General features: G+C 41.7%; 21 protein-coding genes. 1 reads left to right on the top strand and 20 read right to left on the bottom strand.

Features of this window, described 5'->3' with window-relative positions; translation table 11 throughout:
• Window positions 1-6 precede the first annotated feature (6 nt).
• Complete coding sequence (locus R8P61_24845) at window positions 7-1,296, top strand: NAD(P)-binding domain-containing protein (GenBank protein MDW3650326.1); 1,290 nt, start codon at window positions 7-9, stop codon at window positions 1,294-1,296.
• A 34-nt stretch (window positions 1,297-1,330) separates the two neighbouring features.
• On the opposite strand, the gene R8P61_24840 is transcribed toward R8P61_24845, so the two are convergent.
• From R8P61_24840 to R8P61_24745, 20 genes are all read right to left on the bottom strand, one after another.
• On the bottom strand, window positions 1,331-1,717 hold the full coding sequence (locus R8P61_24840; GenBank protein MDW3650325.1) for a hypothetical protein: 387 nt from the start codon (window positions 1,715-1,717) through the stop codon (window positions 1,331-1,333).
• Window positions 1,714-2,487 carry a sterol desaturase family protein gene (locus R8P61_24835; GenBank protein ID MDW3650324.1) on the bottom strand — a complete coding sequence of 258 codons (774 nt, stop codon included), beginning with the start codon at window positions 2,485-2,487 and terminating at the stop codon, window positions 1,714-1,716. The genes R8P61_24840 and R8P61_24835 overlap by 4 nt, the downstream gene beginning before the upstream one ends.
• A gap of 332 nt (window positions 2,488-2,819) precedes the next feature.
• Window positions 2,820-3,410 carry an SMI1/KNR4 family protein gene (locus R8P61_24830; GenBank protein ID MDW3650323.1) on the bottom strand — a complete coding sequence of 197 codons (591 nt, stop codon included), beginning with the start codon at window positions 3,408-3,410 and terminating at the stop codon, window positions 2,820-2,822.
• 43 nt (window positions 3,411-3,453) lie between these two features.
• Entirely contained in the window at window positions 3,454-3,852 is a 399-nt protein-coding gene (locus R8P61_24825; protein MDW3650322.1) for a hypothetical protein, read from the bottom strand.
• Window positions 3,849-4,409 (bottom strand): GNAT family N-acetyltransferase, encoded by a 561-nt coding sequence (locus R8P61_24820; protein MDW3650321.1) that lies wholly within the window; start codon window positions 4,407-4,409, stop codon window positions 3,849-3,851. The genes R8P61_24825 and R8P61_24820 overlap by 4 nt, the downstream gene beginning before the upstream one ends.
• Window positions 4,410-4,692: 283 nt before the next feature.
• On the bottom strand, window positions 4,693-6,003 hold the full coding sequence (locus R8P61_24815; GenBank protein MDW3650320.1) for a S41 family peptidase: 1,311 nt from the start codon (window positions 6,001-6,003) through the stop codon (window positions 4,693-4,695).
• Between the two features lie 75 nt (window positions 6,004-6,078).
• Window positions 6,079-7,173, bottom strand: a complete 1,095-nt coding sequence (locus R8P61_24810; protein MDW3650319.1) for an AraC family transcriptional regulator — start codon at window positions 7,171-7,173, stop codon at window positions 6,079-6,081.
• A 480-nt stretch (window positions 7,174-7,653) separates the two neighbouring features.
• Window positions 7,654-8,193, bottom strand: coding sequence for a hypothetical protein (locus R8P61_24805; GenBank protein ID MDW3650318.1), 540 nt, complete (start codon window positions 8,191-8,193; stop codon window positions 7,654-7,656).
• 81 nt (window positions 8,194-8,274) lie between these two features.
• The gene (locus R8P61_24800) at window positions 8,275-9,213 is read right to left on the bottom strand and encodes a hypothetical protein (GenBank protein ID MDW3650317.1); all 939 of its coding nucleotides are present in this window, start codon (window positions 9,211-9,213) and stop codon (window positions 8,275-8,277) included.
• A gap of 24 nt (window positions 9,214-9,237) precedes the next feature.
• The gene (locus tag R8P61_24795; protein ID MDW3650316.1) at window positions 9,238-9,840 is read right to left on the bottom strand and encodes a hypothetical protein; all 603 of its coding nucleotides are present in this window, start codon (window positions 9,838-9,840) and stop codon (window positions 9,238-9,240) included.
• Window positions 9,841-9,888: 48 nt separating this feature from the next.
• Window positions 9,889-10,398, bottom strand: coding sequence for a hypothetical protein (locus tag R8P61_24790; GenBank protein ID MDW3650315.1), 510 nt, complete (start codon window positions 10,396-10,398; stop codon window positions 9,889-9,891).
• A 44-nt stretch (window positions 10,399-10,442) separates the two neighbouring features.
• Entirely contained in the window at window positions 10,443-10,889 is a 447-nt protein-coding gene (locus R8P61_24785) for an SMI1/KNR4 family protein (GenBank protein MDW3650314.1), read from the bottom strand.
• 24 nt (window positions 10,890-10,913) lie between these two features.
• Window positions 10,914-11,651: a hypothetical protein gene (locus R8P61_24780; protein ID MDW3650313.1), complete on the bottom strand. Its 738-nt coding sequence runs from the start codon at window positions 11,649-11,651 to the stop codon at window positions 10,914-10,916.
• Window positions 11,652-12,154: 503 nt separating this feature from the next.
• Window positions 12,155-12,940 (bottom strand): alpha/beta hydrolase, encoded by a 786-nt coding sequence (locus R8P61_24775; GenBank protein MDW3650312.1) that lies wholly within the window; start codon window positions 12,938-12,940, stop codon window positions 12,155-12,157.
• Between the two features lie 232 nt (window positions 12,941-13,172).
• On the bottom strand, window positions 13,173-13,940 hold the full coding sequence (locus R8P61_24770; GenBank protein MDW3650311.1) for a MerR family transcriptional regulator: 768 nt from the start codon (window positions 13,938-13,940) through the stop codon (window positions 13,173-13,175).
• Between the two features lie 151 nt (window positions 13,941-14,091).
• The gene (locus tag R8P61_24765; protein ID MDW3650310.1) at window positions 14,092-14,724 is read right to left on the bottom strand and encodes a class I SAM-dependent methyltransferase; all 633 of its coding nucleotides are present in this window, start codon (window positions 14,722-14,724) and stop codon (window positions 14,092-14,094) included.
• A 22-nt stretch (window positions 14,725-14,746) separates the two neighbouring features.
• Entirely contained in the window at window positions 14,747-15,688 is a 942-nt protein-coding gene (locus R8P61_24760) for an MBL fold metallo-hydrolase (GenBank protein ID MDW3650309.1), read from the bottom strand.
• A 200-nt stretch (window positions 15,689-15,888) separates the two neighbouring features.
• Entirely contained in the window at window positions 15,889-16,719 is an 831-nt protein-coding gene (locus R8P61_24755) for a hypothetical protein (GenBank protein MDW3650308.1), read from the bottom strand.
• Between the two features lie 152 nt (window positions 16,720-16,871).
• Window positions 16,872-17,417 (bottom strand): MOSC domain-containing protein, encoded by a 546-nt coding sequence (locus tag R8P61_24750; protein MDW3650307.1) that lies wholly within the window; start codon window positions 17,415-17,417, stop codon window positions 16,872-16,874.
• 42 nt (window positions 17,418-17,459) lie between these two features.
• On the bottom strand, window positions 17,460-17,822 hold the full coding sequence (locus R8P61_24745) for a hypothetical protein (GenBank protein MDW3650306.1): 363 nt from the start codon (window positions 17,820-17,822) through the stop codon (window positions 17,460-17,462).
• Window positions 17,823-17,864 lie beyond the last annotated feature (42 nt).

The following is a 17,864-nucleotide window of genomic DNA, read 5'->3' as shown; positions in this document are numbered from 1 at the left end:
GGGACAATGGAAACTACTTCAAAGTACTGCATCATTGGAGCCGGACCTGCGGGTTTGTGTGCAGCTGTGGCTTTGAAAGCCTGTGGGCTGGGCTTCGATATTATTGATAAAGGAAAGCTAGTAGGGGGAATTTGGGATATTGAGCGGAAAGACTCAGCGATGTATGAGTCTGCACATTTTATTTCTTCCCGGACCTTATCCGGTTTTCGAGATTTTCCTATGCCTGAGGACTATCCTGATTATCCCCGTCATGATAAAATCTTGTCTTACATACAGGCTTATGCGAGCAAGCATGAATTAGAAAAACACATTCAATTTGAGCTGGAAGTAGAGGAGATCAATCCTTTGGAAGCGGGCGAATTGTGGCAGGTGAAGTTGAGCAATGGCGAAAGCCGTGAATATGCGGGGGTTATCTGTGCTACCGGTCTTACCTGGTATCCCAATTTCCCTCAAATCCCGGGGCAATTTATCGGAGAGATGTACCATAGCCAGGAGTACCTGAGCATGGCACAATTTCGTGGCAAAAAGGTTCTGATTATCGGGGCTGGGAATTCTGGCTGTGATATCGCCTGTGATGCTGCAAAAGTGGCTAAAGAGGCCTACATCAGTATGCGTAGGGGCTATTATTTCCTGCCGAAATATGTCTTTGGGAAACCTTGCGATGTATTTGCCCATGAAAGCCCGAGTTTACCCCTATGGCTGGACAGGAGGATCAATGAATTTTTGATCAATAAGGTATTGGTTGGAGATTTGGAGAAATACGGTTTGCAGAAACCGGATCATCCTATCCTAAGCTCTCATCCCATCATGAATACCCGTATCCTCTATCATTTGGGACACGGAGATATCGCTGCGAAAAGAAATGTGAGCAAATTCAAAGGGAAGGAAGTCGAATTTGAGGATGGGACTTCTGTGGAGGTTGATGTAGTAGTCTTGGCTACGGGATATAAGCGTGCTTATCCTTTCATCGACAAGAAATACCAGCATCAAAAAGAAGGGGTTCTTGATCTCTATATGGAGATCTTTGACCGGAAGTATAATAATCTCTTTTTTCTGGGAGGCATAGAAACAGATGGAGCGGCCTATGAGATGTTTGGCAAGCAGGCAGACCTCATCGCTCAATATCTGGATTGCAAAGAGAAAGACCCGCAGAGATATGCCCGCTTTACTCAGAAGAAAAATACCGAATACCCCAATCTCAGGGGAAAGATGCAGTATGTAAAGAGCCAGCGACACACCCATTATGTGAAGCGGGATGTCTACCATAAGCTGCTCGACAAAATGTTGGCACAATAAGGATTAGGTCAGGTATACCAAGGGGTTTGCGGGCTCAAATTCCCCACCATACCAAAGCCGCAATGCCCCAAAGAAGCACCCATTGACCCAATTTGAGGTAATTTTTGGGAAATGACTTTGAAATAAGAAGTCCCATTAACCAAAAAACTCCATAGCCAATAAAATAAACCATGAGGATTTGCAGGAGGAAAGTTTCGTCTTTGATCCAATCGCTAAAATTGATCAGAGCTAATGCCAGGCTGGCAAAAAGCAAATCAAAAGAAACCATGTGCCATCCAGCTCGGGCTTGTGTCCAGTTTTGACGTTTATTCCCTTCGACTTCTTCCGGTTCCAGGCTACGAATTTCTTTATCTCCCATAAAGGTATGAGCTCCAAAAGCCAGGAGACAAAGAAGGTTGGCGATGAGTAAGGCTATGTTCATGGGGTTTTTCTTCTTTTTTGGTCTACTGCTAAAAATCCTTGGTCATAATCCTCTCTGATAGTTCCCATCCATCTGTCCCAAAAGAGGAAATACAGTCCAAAATTTCCAGTGAAGAATTTATGGTGTTGGTTGTGATTGACGGAAGTATTGAGCCATTTCCCGATAGGATGCTTGTTAAATCCTTTAGGGTAGAGTTCATAACCCAGATGGCCATAGACATTATAAATCATCATGAAAAAGAGAAAGATGGCTATAGCTGAGGGATGAAAAGGAATGAGAAATACGATCGGGAAAATGATGGACGCTTCTACTATCCCTTCCAGTGGATGAAATGCATAGGCGGCCCAGGGAGAAGGATTGGTGGATTTGTGGTGGACGAGGTGAAAATATTTGAATAAAGGAGGATAATGCATGGCCCTATGTGCCCAGTAGAAATAGGTATCGTGGAGAAAAATCATCAGGACAATACTCAGGACCCAATAAGCCCAACCATAATCAGAGATATTGTCATAGCGAAGGGTATACTCACGTATAGGCGTAGCAAAAACCAGAAGGCCTATGAGGGTGAAAATTGCAATGGTGGCTAAAGAATAGAGTGCTTCTCTTCGGATGTCTTTTCCTTTGGGAAATTTGTCCTGAATCTTCCGGAAGTTCCATTTTTGCCGATAGAAGACGTAGAAGATCAGAAAGAAAGGAATGACGATGATGAGGTAGCGAAGGAGATTAGCGGTGAAGATTAATGCTGCTATTTCTGAAATGGTCGTCGGCATATCCGGGGATTTTTTAAATATACGAGAAGGGCGAGAATAATTGAAGAAGAAGGAAGAAAGATAGTTTCAGCCTGAGTTTACTAAGGGCCTAAGACATTTCCCTCCTTCTTTCCCAAGCTCAATGTTGGTATAAGAAAAGAAGTTGCTGGAAGAATGAGACCTTTCACTTCGCTCAAAATGACACAGGCGGTTTGCCTCATTCCGAGGCTGGCTTGAGGAAGGGCTTCTGTGCGCCGCGGAATCTTGTATTTAGCTTGAGATACATACAGGATTTCTCAGCGCGCCTGCCTTCGTACAGCTAAACTTCGAGATGACCTTTTGGGCCTATTGACCTACAGCTCCAGAAAATCTTCTTCTTCGTAATTGATGATCTGCCAGAAGCTTTGATACTCCTCGATCATCAATTCTTCGAAAGAGCGGTAGCGATTGGCACCGGGAATCCAGCTGGCATACATCCATGCTTCCCATTCTTCCTGAAAGCGGACTTCCGGATTTAGCAGGACTATGGCTGCATCTCCCCAGCCTGAGACTGCCAGGCAGTGTTGACAATACTCATATCGTATATATATCGGATCTTGTTCCTTCCCATAAACAAAGTAATTTTCATCCTTAACCTTTATGGGGTCTTTCAGAGTGGTCTTAACAAAACCAGGATCAAGATTGCCCAACCAGTCTATTTTTTGCACAGGATAAATATCCCAGACAAAATGATTGAGCTGCCTGAGTCCGTTGCTGCTTAGTAGGAAGTCTTTATAGGAAGGTGGCAGACTACATCCCAGTCTTTTTTCTGCTTGCGAAATTGCTTCTGCTGTAGCTCCCGGAAAACCCAAATAGGCGGAAGTATCCTTCCGAAACTTTTCTTCCAAAACATCCTCCTCTATGATGCCTTTGCTTACATTTTGTAGGAATACTTTCCAGTTCATTTTATCTGATTTTGAATCCTGTATGCAACATTAGGTAAAGGATTCAACCCATAGGTTCTATGACATGCTTAGGCTCAATTTCATATTTATGGAGCTCTACTTCAAATACCAATCGTTGTATTTCGCCTATGTAGAAGTTCTTATCAAAGCGAAAGGCATAAGTAATTTCATTAAAGTCAAAATCCCAGGCTACAATTTCCTCTTCGTGGGTCACACGCACTTTCTCCCAACCCGCACAATCCGCTACCCCGCATGCACAAGTAAAAATCAGGAAGTCGCCTGATCCATGGACGCTTTTTATCAATTCGGGATAATATGCCAGGCTCATAGAATCAATGGCATCAAGGAGGTATGCTCCATCGACCTCTATGATCAAATGATGCTCGATCTTATATACGCCCTGACTTGCTTCTATGTCCAGTTCGAGTGTGTTGAGCTTCATGCTTGTGAATTTAATGACTTATACTCAGCCAAAGTCAATCGATACTGCAGGAGGCTTTGAAACTCATCTCCTTTTTTGATGTGATCTATTAAGACTCCTTCTTTAATCATGCCATTTTTGATCATGACTTTTCCAGAGGCAGGATTATCGATCAAATGTTGGGCGAAAAGTTTGTTCATTCCGAGTTCCTCAAAGCCAAATTTGAGAATAGCCCCTAGGGCTTCACTTGCGTAACCCTGATTCCAATAGGGTTCACCGATCCAGTAGCCTAGTTCGGCTTTGAAGTATTCTTTGTTGGGGTGAATGCCCATCGCTCCGATAAATGCATCAGTAGATTTGAGTCGGATTCCAAAACTGTATCGACCTTCGTTTTCAAAATTTTGCCTGACTTTGATGATCCAATCTTCCGCATCCTTCCTTTCGTAGGGATGAGGGATGTGCAAGGTCATTTGGGCAATTTTGGGATTGTTGACCAATTCGGCTATTTCGGGAACATGCCGTGGGAGGATTTCACCCAGAATCAGTCGCTCGGATTGGAGCTCAGGAAAGATTTTCATGGTTTTATACTTGAAGTAATTCTGAACGAAATTTTTGGAAGAAGGGTTCTGCGATAAAGCATGTTTTCATTTGGGAATGATAATGGATAAAATAAATACACGATTTCTCAGCCCTCTTGCCATCGCGCCGCCAAGCTTCGAGATGATGGGGGCAAATGTCATTCCGAGGCTGGGTATTGCATGGATCTGGGTGCCGAGGAATCTTGTTTTTGAGGTGAAATGAATACATGATCACTCAGCGCTCTTGCCATCGCTCAGCCAAGCTTCGAGATGACATCGGTCATTAGTTTATATCCCTAAAGGGCAATGGCCTATCAGGAACAACTCCTCTTCCATCCGCTTTGGCACCTGGCAATACAAATTTCTTGAAACTGATGGTCGAACGAAGGCCCGAATGTGGTAATTCGATATAGATATTATCTCCATAAAAAATCCCGATTCCTCCGGTCTCTTCTCCCAGCATTTCAGCTATTTCATATTCTTTCAAGGCATTGGCGAGGATGGCTGCGCTGGAAAAAGTGGAGGGCCCAATTAAGGCATAAACTTTCCCCCGAAAGCTGTTTTTTCTCTTTTTCGCTTGCTTCTCTTTGAATTTGATCTCATAGGTTTTTCCTGATTTTCCGAAGGTAGCGCGAAGAACGGGATTCAGTTTGAAGAGAGGAAGGAAAGGTTTGAGGAAAAACGGGATATAGGTTTTATGGAAATAGGCTTTTTGACTGCTGCTTGCTTTTACTTGTAAAGCGCTTACTTGTCGATACCTTCCTTCATAGAGATAGGAAATCAGTAGATCTCCCAACCTGGAATCCCCTCCTCCATTTTTGCGAAGGTCTATCAATAAAGTATCAACCTCTTTTGAGGCGATTTCTCGGAAGCTTTCTTTCAAGAACTTCTTGAATGCGCTCAGATTAGCCATTCTATTAAATCTAATCCAGGCTTTCTTGCCAACTATCTCCCATTCATATGCTTTAGTTTTTTGAGCTCCTAATGTTTCTTCCCCGTTTTTTACCTCTATTTTCTTCCCCTTCCATTCTATACTGATGGTATGAATTTCGCCCAACTCAAACCATGAATAAGCCTGCCAGCTTTTTTCAATGACTGCTTCCCGAAAGGCTTCTCGTTCTGCACTCACATAAGATCGAATGGCAGGAAGAATTTGAGTGAGCGGAATGCCGTTGATTTGGGTGATTTTTGCGCCCTCATAGTCAGGATGATCTTTGACATATACTTCTTGTTCCCGGATGTCGACTAAAAAGGAGAATAAACTTCCTCCCGCTTCCTGAAAAGTTCGAAATTCTTTTTGAGGGACTTCCATTTCTGTATGTGCATCGCCCAAAGCTGAAAGAAGAGGCATGAGAAGTTTGGCGAAATCAGAAGACTTCCTTTCTACAGAAAACTCTTTTTTAAGCAGCTCAATTTTCCCATAAAAATCCTCTTTCGATAAAGAATCATAGGGATTGGGATGAATCTCCTCCAGGCGTTCGACCAGATAGGTCAAATCTTCCAACTGATCTGAGGGAGTTAATATTTTTTGTGCTAACAGACTGTTATTAAGGAAAAAGAGGATCAGGATGAGTGTAACAAAAGTTTTAGACATTTTGATTGCTGTTTTTGAACAAAGGAAGCGATCAAAAAAGTCCAGAAGTCCGAATTCAGGATTTCGGACCAAAATTCAGGATTTTTCTCGGTGCCTGGAACGATAGGCATTGGGAGTCATGCCCAATTTATGTTTGAAGACTTGATTGAAGGTTGATTTGGAACGGAAACCTACCTGGTACATGATTTCATTGATGCGCAATTCAGAGCGACTTCTATTTTGAAGCAATTCGCAGGCTTCTTCGATCCGATATTGATTGATGAAGTCAAAAAAATTCATCCCTTTTTGTTCATTGATTACCCGGCTGAGATTTTTGCTGGAAATCTCCAGCATTTGCGCCAATTCACCTATGCTTAATTCCTCATTCAAATAGGGTTTTTCCGTTTCCATGCATATATCGAGCTTTCGGAGAATTTCCTTTGTCCTTTTTTTATCCAGATTGGAGCCCTTGTATTTTTCTTTGCTTGGGGGAATAAGCTGATCTTTCAGGATTTCCGGGTATTCTAAGCCTTTGTAGAACATGAAATTGATGATCATGAGGCTGAAAAGAGAAATCAGGATGAAATAAATATCTCCATACAGCCTGGCATAAGAAATGGGGAGGAAGGCTTCGAGGCCGGCAAAAAGGAGGATGAAGGAGACCGAAAGGATCAGACTTCTGAGCCAGGAAAGTCGGCGACTTTCTATTTCGGAGAAATTGTCTTTGAGTAAATCCTGGAAGTTTCGGATAGTGAGAAAGGCCTTCCCTAGGTAGTAGAAAATATGACCTAAAACCATGAGGGTTAGCAGGAAGAGGCTATTTTCTGATTGGATCAGATTTCCGGCGACCAGGATTAGAATTAGGATGAATGCTGCGGGCAGAAAATGCAGCCCATCTTTTTGTTGGAAATTCTGACCCTTATCCGTCAAAAATAGGGTGTAGAAATAGAAAACCGGACCATATAACAAGCCATAGACCAGACCAAAATTCTGGTCCTGATTTAAAACGCCTTGGTTGATGAGGAGAATGTTGAGAAAGTTGAGGGCGAATAAAGCTGTAAAGGCGGACAGAATGCGATTGAAAGAGGTCTGCTTTTTATGTTGAAGGTAGAGGGTTAGGGTAAAGAAAAGACTTTGATAAATGATGATCCATCCGATGAGATCCGCTATGGAGAATTGAAAGCTAGGCATGATGCACGAAATACAATTTTATCCTGTTAATCGTTGCATGCAAAAGCATAATATTCACCTAATCATAAAATTAGTAATGAGAATAAAGCAAAATAAACTGAGCAAATAATAAACATTGGTTTTCCCCCAGTTTTTTGCGGCATTTTTAGTTTCGGGTCCTAGTTTTTGATGCTTCAGGCCAAGCCAAATAAACAGAATTGTGCCAGATAGAAAAAAGGGAATGATACTATATGCAGGGGTATACCGAGAGTATAAGGATAGGGTATTGGAATCCATTTCATAGTTCTCGTTTAGATTGATTATCAAAATCACGATACACAAAATGTTAAGCCCAATGAGGGACTTCAATAGAATGACGGCAAATTTTAAGCATGTGTCGAGATTCATATCAAGCTTTCTTTGGTATGAATAGTAGAAGGTTCCCAAGCATTCTCATGCAGCACCATCCCTGGTATTTACATAGCTTTCTAAAGGGGAAAATCAGTAAATCAAATTGGAACCGAAATCAGGCATTTCCCCATTTTCAATCGCTTCCTTCCAGAGATCCGTTTTATCAAACTTATTCTTCCAAAACTCTCCGCAAAGCTCGAAATAAGTTAGGACAACTTCGCTTTCTCCTTCTTCGATAAGTTTTTGGGCCAAAGACATATTGGGACCAAAAGAGTTAAGGGTAGGAGCCCCCGAAATTTTGGCCGAATTGAGTAAATGTTCTTTTGCTTCTTCCAGCTGCTTTGCTTTCAAGGCTAATCTGCCTTTCCCTGTGTGTAGCTTATGTTTGGCGACGCTCATCAAGCTTTTATCAGGAAAAAACTTTGGCTGGTAGATGTAATTGTCAATGATGCCCTCCAGTTCGGAGAGTACTTCCTCTGCTTGTTCATATTCTTTATCATTCAGCAAAGGAATGACCTGTTCTTGCAGCTCATATACACGATTGGAGGTGTAAACCGAAAATGCGAGTGCCAATAAACAGTAGATGGCAATTACATACTGAAATCGTTTGTCTCGGAGGAATTCTTTCATGGTTTGAGTTTTTTGTGTTTAGGTTATTACTATTACAATTTCGCCAATTTCCTCCCTGCTTTCTAAATCGCTCGAAAATATTTAGTGTGGGACACATTCATTGCGGACCTTTATTCCTTTCTTTTCAAGTGCTTCTTCAAACTCCCACCAATTTTTATCCCAAAGAGTAGCTGCCGGATATAATTTATTTCTATGGTCGGTGCTTATCACCCGGATACAATTGGGCATGCGACTTTGGGTTTCGAAGACAACTTCCCGGATATGATCAAGCTTGTAGGCATCCTTTACCCAAAAGAAATTTTGGTTTTTGATGATAAGGTAGTTTGAAGAAAGACTGGGGAAATGCATGAGCCAGGAACCAATAGTAAACCATAGTAAAAATACGACAGCTGCTATAGTTATTGCTGTGGTTGAAGGATTTTCAAGAAGTCCCATCCGAAAAACCAGATAGACTCCCAATCCCCAAACTGAGAGCCCTCGCATGCTGAGGAGTTGAGGCTTTTTGTAAGCCTGTACGACTCCTTGAATATTCACCTCTTGTTTGGTCCCACTCTTTATAGCAGGCTGGTAGCTCCCTTTATTTATAACTACTGCCTCCAGATATGATTTTAACTCCCAGGCATTGGAATAAAGGTCTACAAATATATGTTTGACCGAGCTGTCCTTAAATGTCAGACTCGCTGCCTCCATGGGATAGTGGATAAAGAATGGGAAAGCTGCTTTGCCTTCCAGTTTTACTTCTGTGATATCCTCCAGAGGATAACTCTCCTTTCCAAAGCTGATATGTCCATTTCCAATCTGTATGCTCGGTGCATTTTTTAGGTATATATTCAGCATATAAATGCCTAGCATAACCAACAACAATGCAATTAATAGCAACACAATAATGGCTGTTCCATCTTCTTCCTCACCAAAGTTAGAAGCTAGAAAAAAAAGTAGAATCGGTATTCCAAAAAAGAATAAAGAGGAAAAGGCAAGGGTGAAGTAGAATTTAAGGGGATGCCTACGAATCGTTATCATATCCAAAAGAAAAAATCTTTAGCCTTACCAATGTACATGAAATACAGTTCCTTTGTCAAACCATTGAAGCAATTGATCTCGATGTACTTTTCGTCTTTCGCCTGCATAATTCTTATCTACTTTTACCAAATGAAGGTCAGCTTTCCTACCCGCATCATATAAGTTGTAAATCAGTTCAACGGAGTCCCCTTCGATTTTCGCGACCTTGAAGGTAGAATAACTAGCAAGCTTTGTTTTATAATCAAAAATCCGCCCTTCTTCCAGGTGGACAATCCTTTCTCGGATGTCGTTTTGTTTTTTCATGCCGTAGAGTTTTGCAGAGAGGATAAAAAGGGCCATAAAAAGCAAGCCCGAGAAATGCCAAATAGGAGGAATATTGCTTTTTAAATAGGCTCGATTGTTTGTTTTGAATTCCCGGTCCATTTCGGAACTTTTCAGGTTAAGCTTACAGTAATTGCATAGGCTTTCATGTCCATGGCCAAAAGCCAGGACAGGTAAATAAAAGATGTGAAAGACCCGAGAGATTTGGTTAAATACAGTTTGGCCTTTTTCTCTGCAATTAGGACAGCTAAACTCAGGAGGAAGAATGGAGCGATAGGGATGCCTGTGGATACCAAAAATGACCATTAACAGAAGTGTTTTCTTTTGTGTTTTCAGAACTCAAGTTACAGAAAATCAAGAATCAATCTTAATCCAATCAGCCAGAGCGTTTATATATTTCCAGCCTTCCTTTCCACAGCCAATCGAAATGATCTCATGAATGCCTTCGGCTGTGCCATATCGAAATTCTACTTCTATCCATTCGGATCTTTCACATTCTTCAAATCCGGGCTTTATAGGAAATCTCTGCTGAGTTAAGTGATAGATTTGGGTGGCTTTATAGAGGGATAAAGGGTATTTTTTTGAACGAATTTTTCTTCTGAGCTTATCTCGTGGAAAGGGACTTTCCTCAAAAACGATCAGTTCTGATTTCCAGATAGTAGAGCTGACCTGAAAATGCATGGGAATGGGCGTCTCATGAGAATCTTCATGGAAACAGAAGAGGGAGAGTTTTAGGTGAAAAGGATCAGGTACTAAGAAAGACCTCAACAGAATCACATGGGCGATAATTGCGAAGAAGAGGATTGTATTCCTTCCAATGAGAAAATCGATATGCTTCTTGTAGAATTCGTGTAGCTTGCTCATTAATCTAAAGAGACAGCATTAGCTGTTTTTTCATAAACCCAAGTCTACTTCCTCCAAGCTATCTCTCCTCGTACATATTCCTCTACACTTTCTCCTCTAGACAAGCCTTCAAAATTGTCCCATTTGAAATCATTGATGCTTTGGTCGAAAATTTCCTCAAAACCGTATTCATCGTGGTCAGAATAATACACTTTCGTATTATCTGTATTCTTTAGATCAATTAGGGCAAAGTTCCCACAACCATCCTGACCGATGGAAAATTTGAAACGAAAAGGTCCTTCTGTTTTGGGGACTTCCAGGAATTGATTGATCATGAGGATAGACTCAACATCTGTCGCAAGGCTGATGCTTTGGTCTACTTCATTTACAAGTTCCTTTAATTCCTGGATGAGTGCTTTGTGTTGGAGGTGAAAGGCTTTGTAGTGAGCAGGTAATTGGATGCCGAGTGTATGTTCGACTTGCTGAAAATCGGCTTCAGATAGAAAATTCATGATTGAGAAAATAGATCTTGTATACTAATGATCGCCTTCGCCATCAAAATTGATTTCTGAAATGGCTGTGTCTTTGTATTTGGCTCCGGGATAGACTTCGAGAATACGAAATGTTAAGGTCAGTTTTTCTTCGCTTTTTCCGCCCAGCTTTCCGATCTCAAAAATCTGTTTCTGGTAGGTGTCTGCCAAATTGAGTTTGCCAAACAATTCCCCATTAACATAAAAAGCCATCTGTTTGACCCGGGAATTTTCTTTCCAGGCTTTTTCGCTTTTGCAATAGCCATTGTGAATCTCAAGATGGGTAACTTTCAATCGGTCTCCTAAGTGATCAAAACGGATGTCGATTTCTTCTCCGATTCCATAGTCTTTTTTGCCCTCTACCCAGGCCGTTTGGAGATCGAAGTCATGAATGTTGGCGGCAGCATAGGTCGACACTCTACTAGCGGTGAGTTCTGAGCTGGCTTTATAAGCAGAGGGTCCGGTAGCGCAATACCAACTACAGCCCAAAACTCCTGAGTAGAAGGGACCAGCTTCAAATTTGAGTTCATCCATGAGAATGTTTTGTTCCTCTTCACTCCTATTTGCAAAGGGAATATCGGACTTAAGTAGTTTTTGATAGGTGGCCTTGTCTTTTTCGAACTGGGCAATGCCAGCAGGGCTAATGTTGAAGCCTTCTTGAATTTGAGGTTCAAGTTCTCGGACTTGAGCAAAATTGATATTGAGGAAGAGCAGGAGGAAAAAGCTTAGGCTTAGTGATTTCATTTGTGTGCTTTCTTGTATTTGCCGAAAAGGCTTCTTCTTGTTGAGGCCTTTGAATGGAAAAATACGAAAAGCTCAAGAATTTTTTGAATCTCGAAGGAATAAAGGCAGAACAGGGAATCAGGAATGGAGAAGGGAGATCGTAATTTTACTCATTTCCACTTTAACCTTTTCGCGCGAGCCCCTTTTTCCTTAATGCTCGATTAATGGAAATGCGCTTAGGCCTTTTTTCCATGGGCTGGTGAGTTGTTTCTCTTTTTTACAAAAAAAGGAAAAGGGCATGAGCGGAAGGATTTATTGAGATGCTCAGTATAGCTGTCATTGCGAGCCTGTATTACAGGCGAAGCAATCCCCTTGATTCCGATTATTATTTAGAGTGAAGGAGATTGCTTCGCCGGAGATTCCGACTCGCAATGACACAGGTGTTTGAGTATTGGTGAATTAGAAATGGCCTTTTTCCACAAGAACACATAAACTTCCCCCTTCTCCAATCCTTGTTCTTCATTCTATTCTCCCATCGCTTCTCTAATCAGCTTTTCCAAACGCGCAGGATATTGCAATTGAACAAAATGCCCACTGTCCTTCCAAACTTTAAAGTGATGATCAGGAGCGACTGTTTTCAGCCATGAAAGGTAATCTTTCGTCCAAAATGGATTATTGGAATGAAGAATCATGGTTGGACAGGAAATGAGAATTTCTTGCCAGGTATCATCAGAACTTACCAACTCAAATTCAGCCTGACTGATTCGTTTCGGAGTTTCCAAACCATCTTTACGCAAAATTGCTGCATCTTCTTCCTGCAATCCGGCTACGGGCATCATTTGTACATTCTTTTTCATGTACTCCTCATAGTCGCTCCGCTCCAGGGTGTTTTTCATCCAGCCCAGCATTTGTTTGGGAATCGTGAGTTTTAACATACCATCCAAGAGAATAAGCCGATCTACCTGATCCGGATATCGGCGGTAAAATTCTTTGGCGAAAATGACGCCATTGCTGTGAGCGACTATAGCTACTTTTTCAACTTTTTCTTGCTCCAAAATGGCGTGGAGGCCACTGATCCAATTTGCAAGCGTATATCCGCTTTCCGGTTTTTCACTTTCCCCATATCCCAACAAGTCCACAAAGATATTTTTGTATGCTTCTATTTTGAGTCCGTATTGGTACTTCCAGATTTTATTGCTGGAACTGGCTCCGTGAATGAAAAGCAGAGCTTTTTCTCCTTCCTGACTTGTGAGGTAGCTCCACTTCCCTTCTGGAGTTTGGAGTTCTTTTTTGATGGGTTCTCCTTGCATTGGGTAATGGTTTATTAGGAGAAATGTTAGGAGTATTATTATTGGTTTCATTTGAGATTATTAATGGATTTTCTTTGCCACTTTTTAGAAAAGTGGCGCAAAATCGGACCGAATCAACCAAGGCCCTCGCTTCTATCCATCCGCCCACATTCGGTCCATATCCAGCCCGCCTGCTTTCAGCAGAGATTTGAAAATTTGTAGACTGTAGATTGTTATCGTCGGGATTTGAATGCTAAAGACTTTTAGAAAAGTGCGCCATAGCTTCTTTCATAAAGGCTGAGAATTCGGGTTGAGGTTTGCCGTTCATGCTCATGTAGCGAGGATCGCTGACATAGAGCTCGCCCAGGCCGGCATAGGCTTCTGCTTGCTTGTCTTCTTTTTTAGAAGTGCCCCAGAACATGCGGATGACTACATAATGTTTAGCAATCAATTGCTGGACTTGAGGACTTTTGGGATCTTCTTCTTTTAGCTGAAAAAGAGAGTCGTGAAGTTGATCCATCTCCGCCTGCAATTTTTTGAAGTCTGCTTTGCCGAGTTTGAGCAATTCATTTTCGGCATGTTCTACAGCTTCTTTACCATATGCATCTATGGCTTCCTGTCTTTGAGTGGTACCCAGTTCTTTGGGAAGGCCTTCGTATAATTTTTCCGGTTTTGACATGATTTCTCCTGTGTTTAAATGTTCAAGGGTGTGGTCAATGGTGTGAAGAAGATTTGAGATTCTTTTTCTTCTGTCTTCGAGTGCAGATCGGTGGCTTTTGAGGGCCTGGATCAGGTCGAAGTCGGGATCATCCAGCAAGTCTGAGATTTCCTTTAAAGAGAAATCCAGTTCTTTGTAGAAAAGGATTTGTTGAAGCCGCAGGAATTCTTCTTCCCCATAAAAACGGTAGCCGGCCTCCGTTCTGTTCAGGGGTTTGAGTAAGCCGATCTTATCGTAGTGGTGCAAGGTGCGAACCGTTACTCCGGATAAGTCAGACAATTCCTTTACGCCATACTGCTTCATCGCTTTCTTTTCTTTGGATGATACAAAGCTAGGCTATGACCTTAGGTTAGGGTCAAGTATTTTTTTCATTTTTTTTCTTCTTTGTAGAATTTCTTTGCCCCTTTTTAGAAAAGTGGAACGAAAAACCGATCCAACACACCTTAAAAGAATATCACAAAACCTTCTTAAACCCACTGGCCACATAAAGCGTCCCACCATGAAGGTGTGGCGATCCTTTGAGTTCTTTGCGATCAAACCTTTCAGAGACTTTTTCCAAAGGCTCCCAGACTTTTCGTTTAAGGTCCGCTCGGGCAATCAGGTCTGTATAATAAGTTTGTGGAACTTTTCGCTTTGCATAGACTTCCATCATGAGGAATTGACCACCTGGACTTAGGAGATCAAAGAGAGTATGGAAGACTTTTTCCCAATTCGGGATCACAACCAAAGCCAGCGTTGATACAATACAATGGATCGGAGTCGCTTTCCCCAAATGTGCATCGATGGCCTCCTGATTCAATTGCCGGGCATCCACTTCCAGCAAGGATACATTTTCCCAGCCTTTTTTATCGATTCGTTTTTGGGCTTTGGCCAGCATACCTGGAGAAAGATCTATGCCGAGAATTTGGGTTTCTGTCCCAAATCTTTCGACCAAATGCGGAAAGTTCTGACCAGTTCCACAAGCGAGATCCAGGACGCAGGATACATGCTCTGTCGCAAGCATGGAGAATACTTCCTGTCTCGACTTTTTGTAAATGCCTTCTATAGAAAGATCATAGAAAGAAGAAAATAGGTTGTACCAGTTCATCTTATCTTGCTATGAAAATGAATTATTCAATCGTGATGATTCCTAAATGCTTAGGGATAATGACTTTGGTTCTGGGTGAAAGGCGTTTTACATCTTCCTTGAAGGGCATGAGTTTTTGTTCGACTGCAGATTCCTGAGAAAATCCATAAGGTAGGCGAAAGTTGTCCCAATGGGTGGGAATGATAATGCGCGGATAATTGGTTACGGACAATAGGCGTTCATTGTAGCGATAGAGTCCCAGTTGAGAACGATTCACTCCAGCGAGCAGGATATCCGGCTTTTGTCCAAACAATTCTCTTTCCACAAAATTCATGGAGCCCATAGTCATGACATGATGATTCTGAAAGCGAGCGAGGAACATAAGAGATCCCCCTTCGATAAATTCAGAAACTTTTAAGGGAACTTTGGGCGGCTCTGTATAGGTTCTTGAATCGATATAGTGCTTTTCATTGAGGGCTGAATGAATAGAAGGAATGACTTGAACAGCAAAGTTTTCGAATTGATAATCTTCTCCTCCTTTTACCGGATACAATTGCTCAGTGGGTATTCCATAGGCTTTCAGGATATTGATGGTAGTTTCTGTACCGATGACTTTGGCTCCGGTTTTTTTTGCGATATATGGGACATCAGAAAGGTGGTCGAAATGAGAATGATGCACCAGAATAAAGTCAGCTTCTGTAATGATGCTATCAATACTGGCCGTGTCTGAAACGAAGTAGTCAGATCTTTCTACCGTTTCTCTATTATCATCAGGATGGATGCTGGGCCCTCTTCCCAACTTTACCCGAGATATATAGGGATCAACTAAAACAGTGATTGTACCATCTTGTATCACCCAGCCAGCGGTACCGAGGTATTTGAGCTGGATGGGAGAATCCTGTGCATGTGAAAGGAGAGGGGAAAGGAAAAGGAATGAAAGCAAGACATATCCTGCAATCGTCAGTTTTTTTATGGGTGTGAACATAGTAGCGGTTTTAACTTATACTTCCTGATTCAGAAATTACTAGTTAAGTATTTTTTCGCTAAGCTTTCCCCCAATTCATAAATATCTTCCATTCTGGCCAGTGAAATAATAGGAATTCCTAAAAAATCCCCTATACCGACATCCAGGCCTCTATGGCCTTGTTTTTCCCCTATTACACAGGATAGAGTAAAGATTTGGTTTTATTCTGAGCGGTAAAGTAATTCCAGTCTTAGGTCTCTGAATCGCTGAAAAGACTCCATTTCAATATCCTGGATGTCATCATAAAATCCCTTGGAACAATCCACGGAAAGGAAGGTGGTAAGTTCAGAACCTGTTCGGAATTGCATACTTCCTCTTCCGATATCATATTGGCTATGGTTGAGGTATGAGCTTTCCGATTGATATGGTTCTTCGCCATCTGGGCCTCTTTTTTTGCGCAATTCTTTAAGCTTTTTATCCAGTTTTTCTTCTTCTTCATTCAGTCTCGCTTCGATATCTTCTGAGCTGAGATCATCGACATTTGGGAAAATGACAGGAACATTAAAACTCCCATCGAAAATTTCCCATGCAGGGGCTTGAAATTCAGCATTTATCAATAGGGGGTTTGATTTTTCCTGGGCCCAGAACAGCCTTCCTTCTTTTCTGCCTTGGAAGGAGTGGATGATAGTTTTTGCTTCTTTCAAATAGTTATTAAACTGATTTAGAATTACCTCCCTTTCTAGCTGATATATCATTTTATCGATCTTTATCCTCTCGCAATGAAAACAGAGACTGGCGTAAGTGGCGAAAGTATCTCCACTAAAAAGCTTGATGGTATAGTCATACCCACATCTGCCAAAATCATCTACCGGATTCAGCTGCCAACCTGCTAGAAAGGATTGGATGTCTGATTTCTGGTCCTGGTAAAAGTTTTTAGGTTCTTCTGCTTCCCGAACGTTTAATGCCTGGATGAAACTGATCTCTGAATGTAGGTACTCTTCAAATATGGATGGCCCTTTTTTATCTTTGAAAAACTTGTTTAAGATGCTCATGGCTTTTTAAGCGTTTTGTGTGTTATATAAAATCTAATTGACCGCCTGCAATTGACAGGAGGTTTAACGGCTTAGTCAGGATAAATTTTTCAGGGAGTTAGATTAAAGATAGGAAAAATTGGCATAGGTTGCTGTTTCGCTTTTCCTTTTTGCTACACTTTTTCCAACTTTAGATGAGGTTCTGCAGGTAATTTTATCTCTATTGGATCTCCGACATTTATTTGGCCTCCTTTCAAAACGATACCCATGATTCCTGCCTTTCGAACCAAATTTCCCTCCTCATCTTTGTCCAAAACTGCCTTCATCAATCCCTCCTGAATGGAATCAATTTGATAACAGGGATTTCTCAAACCTGTGATTTGAATTTCGACTTCTGCTCCGATTTTCAGGATAGTATGCGTGGGTAAGGATAAAAGCTCGATTCCTCTGCTAGTAATGTTTTCCCCCATCTGCCCGGGATTTACCCTAAATCCTTTTTCTGCCAACTCATCAAAAAGTTCTGAATGGATAAGGTGAACCTGTCTTAGGTTGGGTTGGCTGGGGTCTTTGGCTACACGGGAACGATGTTTCACTCTTTCGCCCATATGGGCATCTCCTTCTACCCCCAGGCCAGCTAGCAAGGTGATGGATTCTTCCTTGTATTTATTGAAGGTGTGGCTGGCGCTTTTACTTAGGGCAATAACTGAGGCTTGTTTCATGAGAAGGTGGATAAGGCTTACATATCTTCATACGAGCCTTTACTAAAAAAGACTTGCTTGATTACTTATGACTTGATTTATTTTCTCTATCCATTCTTCACTTTCATTTTGGCTCAGGCCTTTCCCTATTCTTCTTTCCCCCTTTTCATGTCGAATGAGTATGTCTCCGAAATTAAATTCCCAAAAACGAAAGGCCATCCCCAGTTTTTCTTTTTCGTAGCTGGCCGCTATCCAATCATCTATGTCTATGATCTCTGTATGTTTGAAGAGGTTTCGTATATCCCGGATAACGATTCTTCGCCCACTGAGGTCAATTTGTGTATAACCCCAAAGGTTCCAGATAGCATGATTGAGGACAAGAATTCCTGCAATTGCAGCCAGTATCCCTGGGATTAATAATCCCATTCGAACAGGCTGAAAGTAAATCCCCACGAATATGGTACTGGC

The organism is Bacteroidia bacterium (assembly GCA_033391075.1).
GTDB lineage: Bacteria > Bacteroidota > Bacteroidia > J057 > J057 > JAWPMV01.
This window is presented reverse-complemented; position numbering and strand designations above follow the sequence as displayed.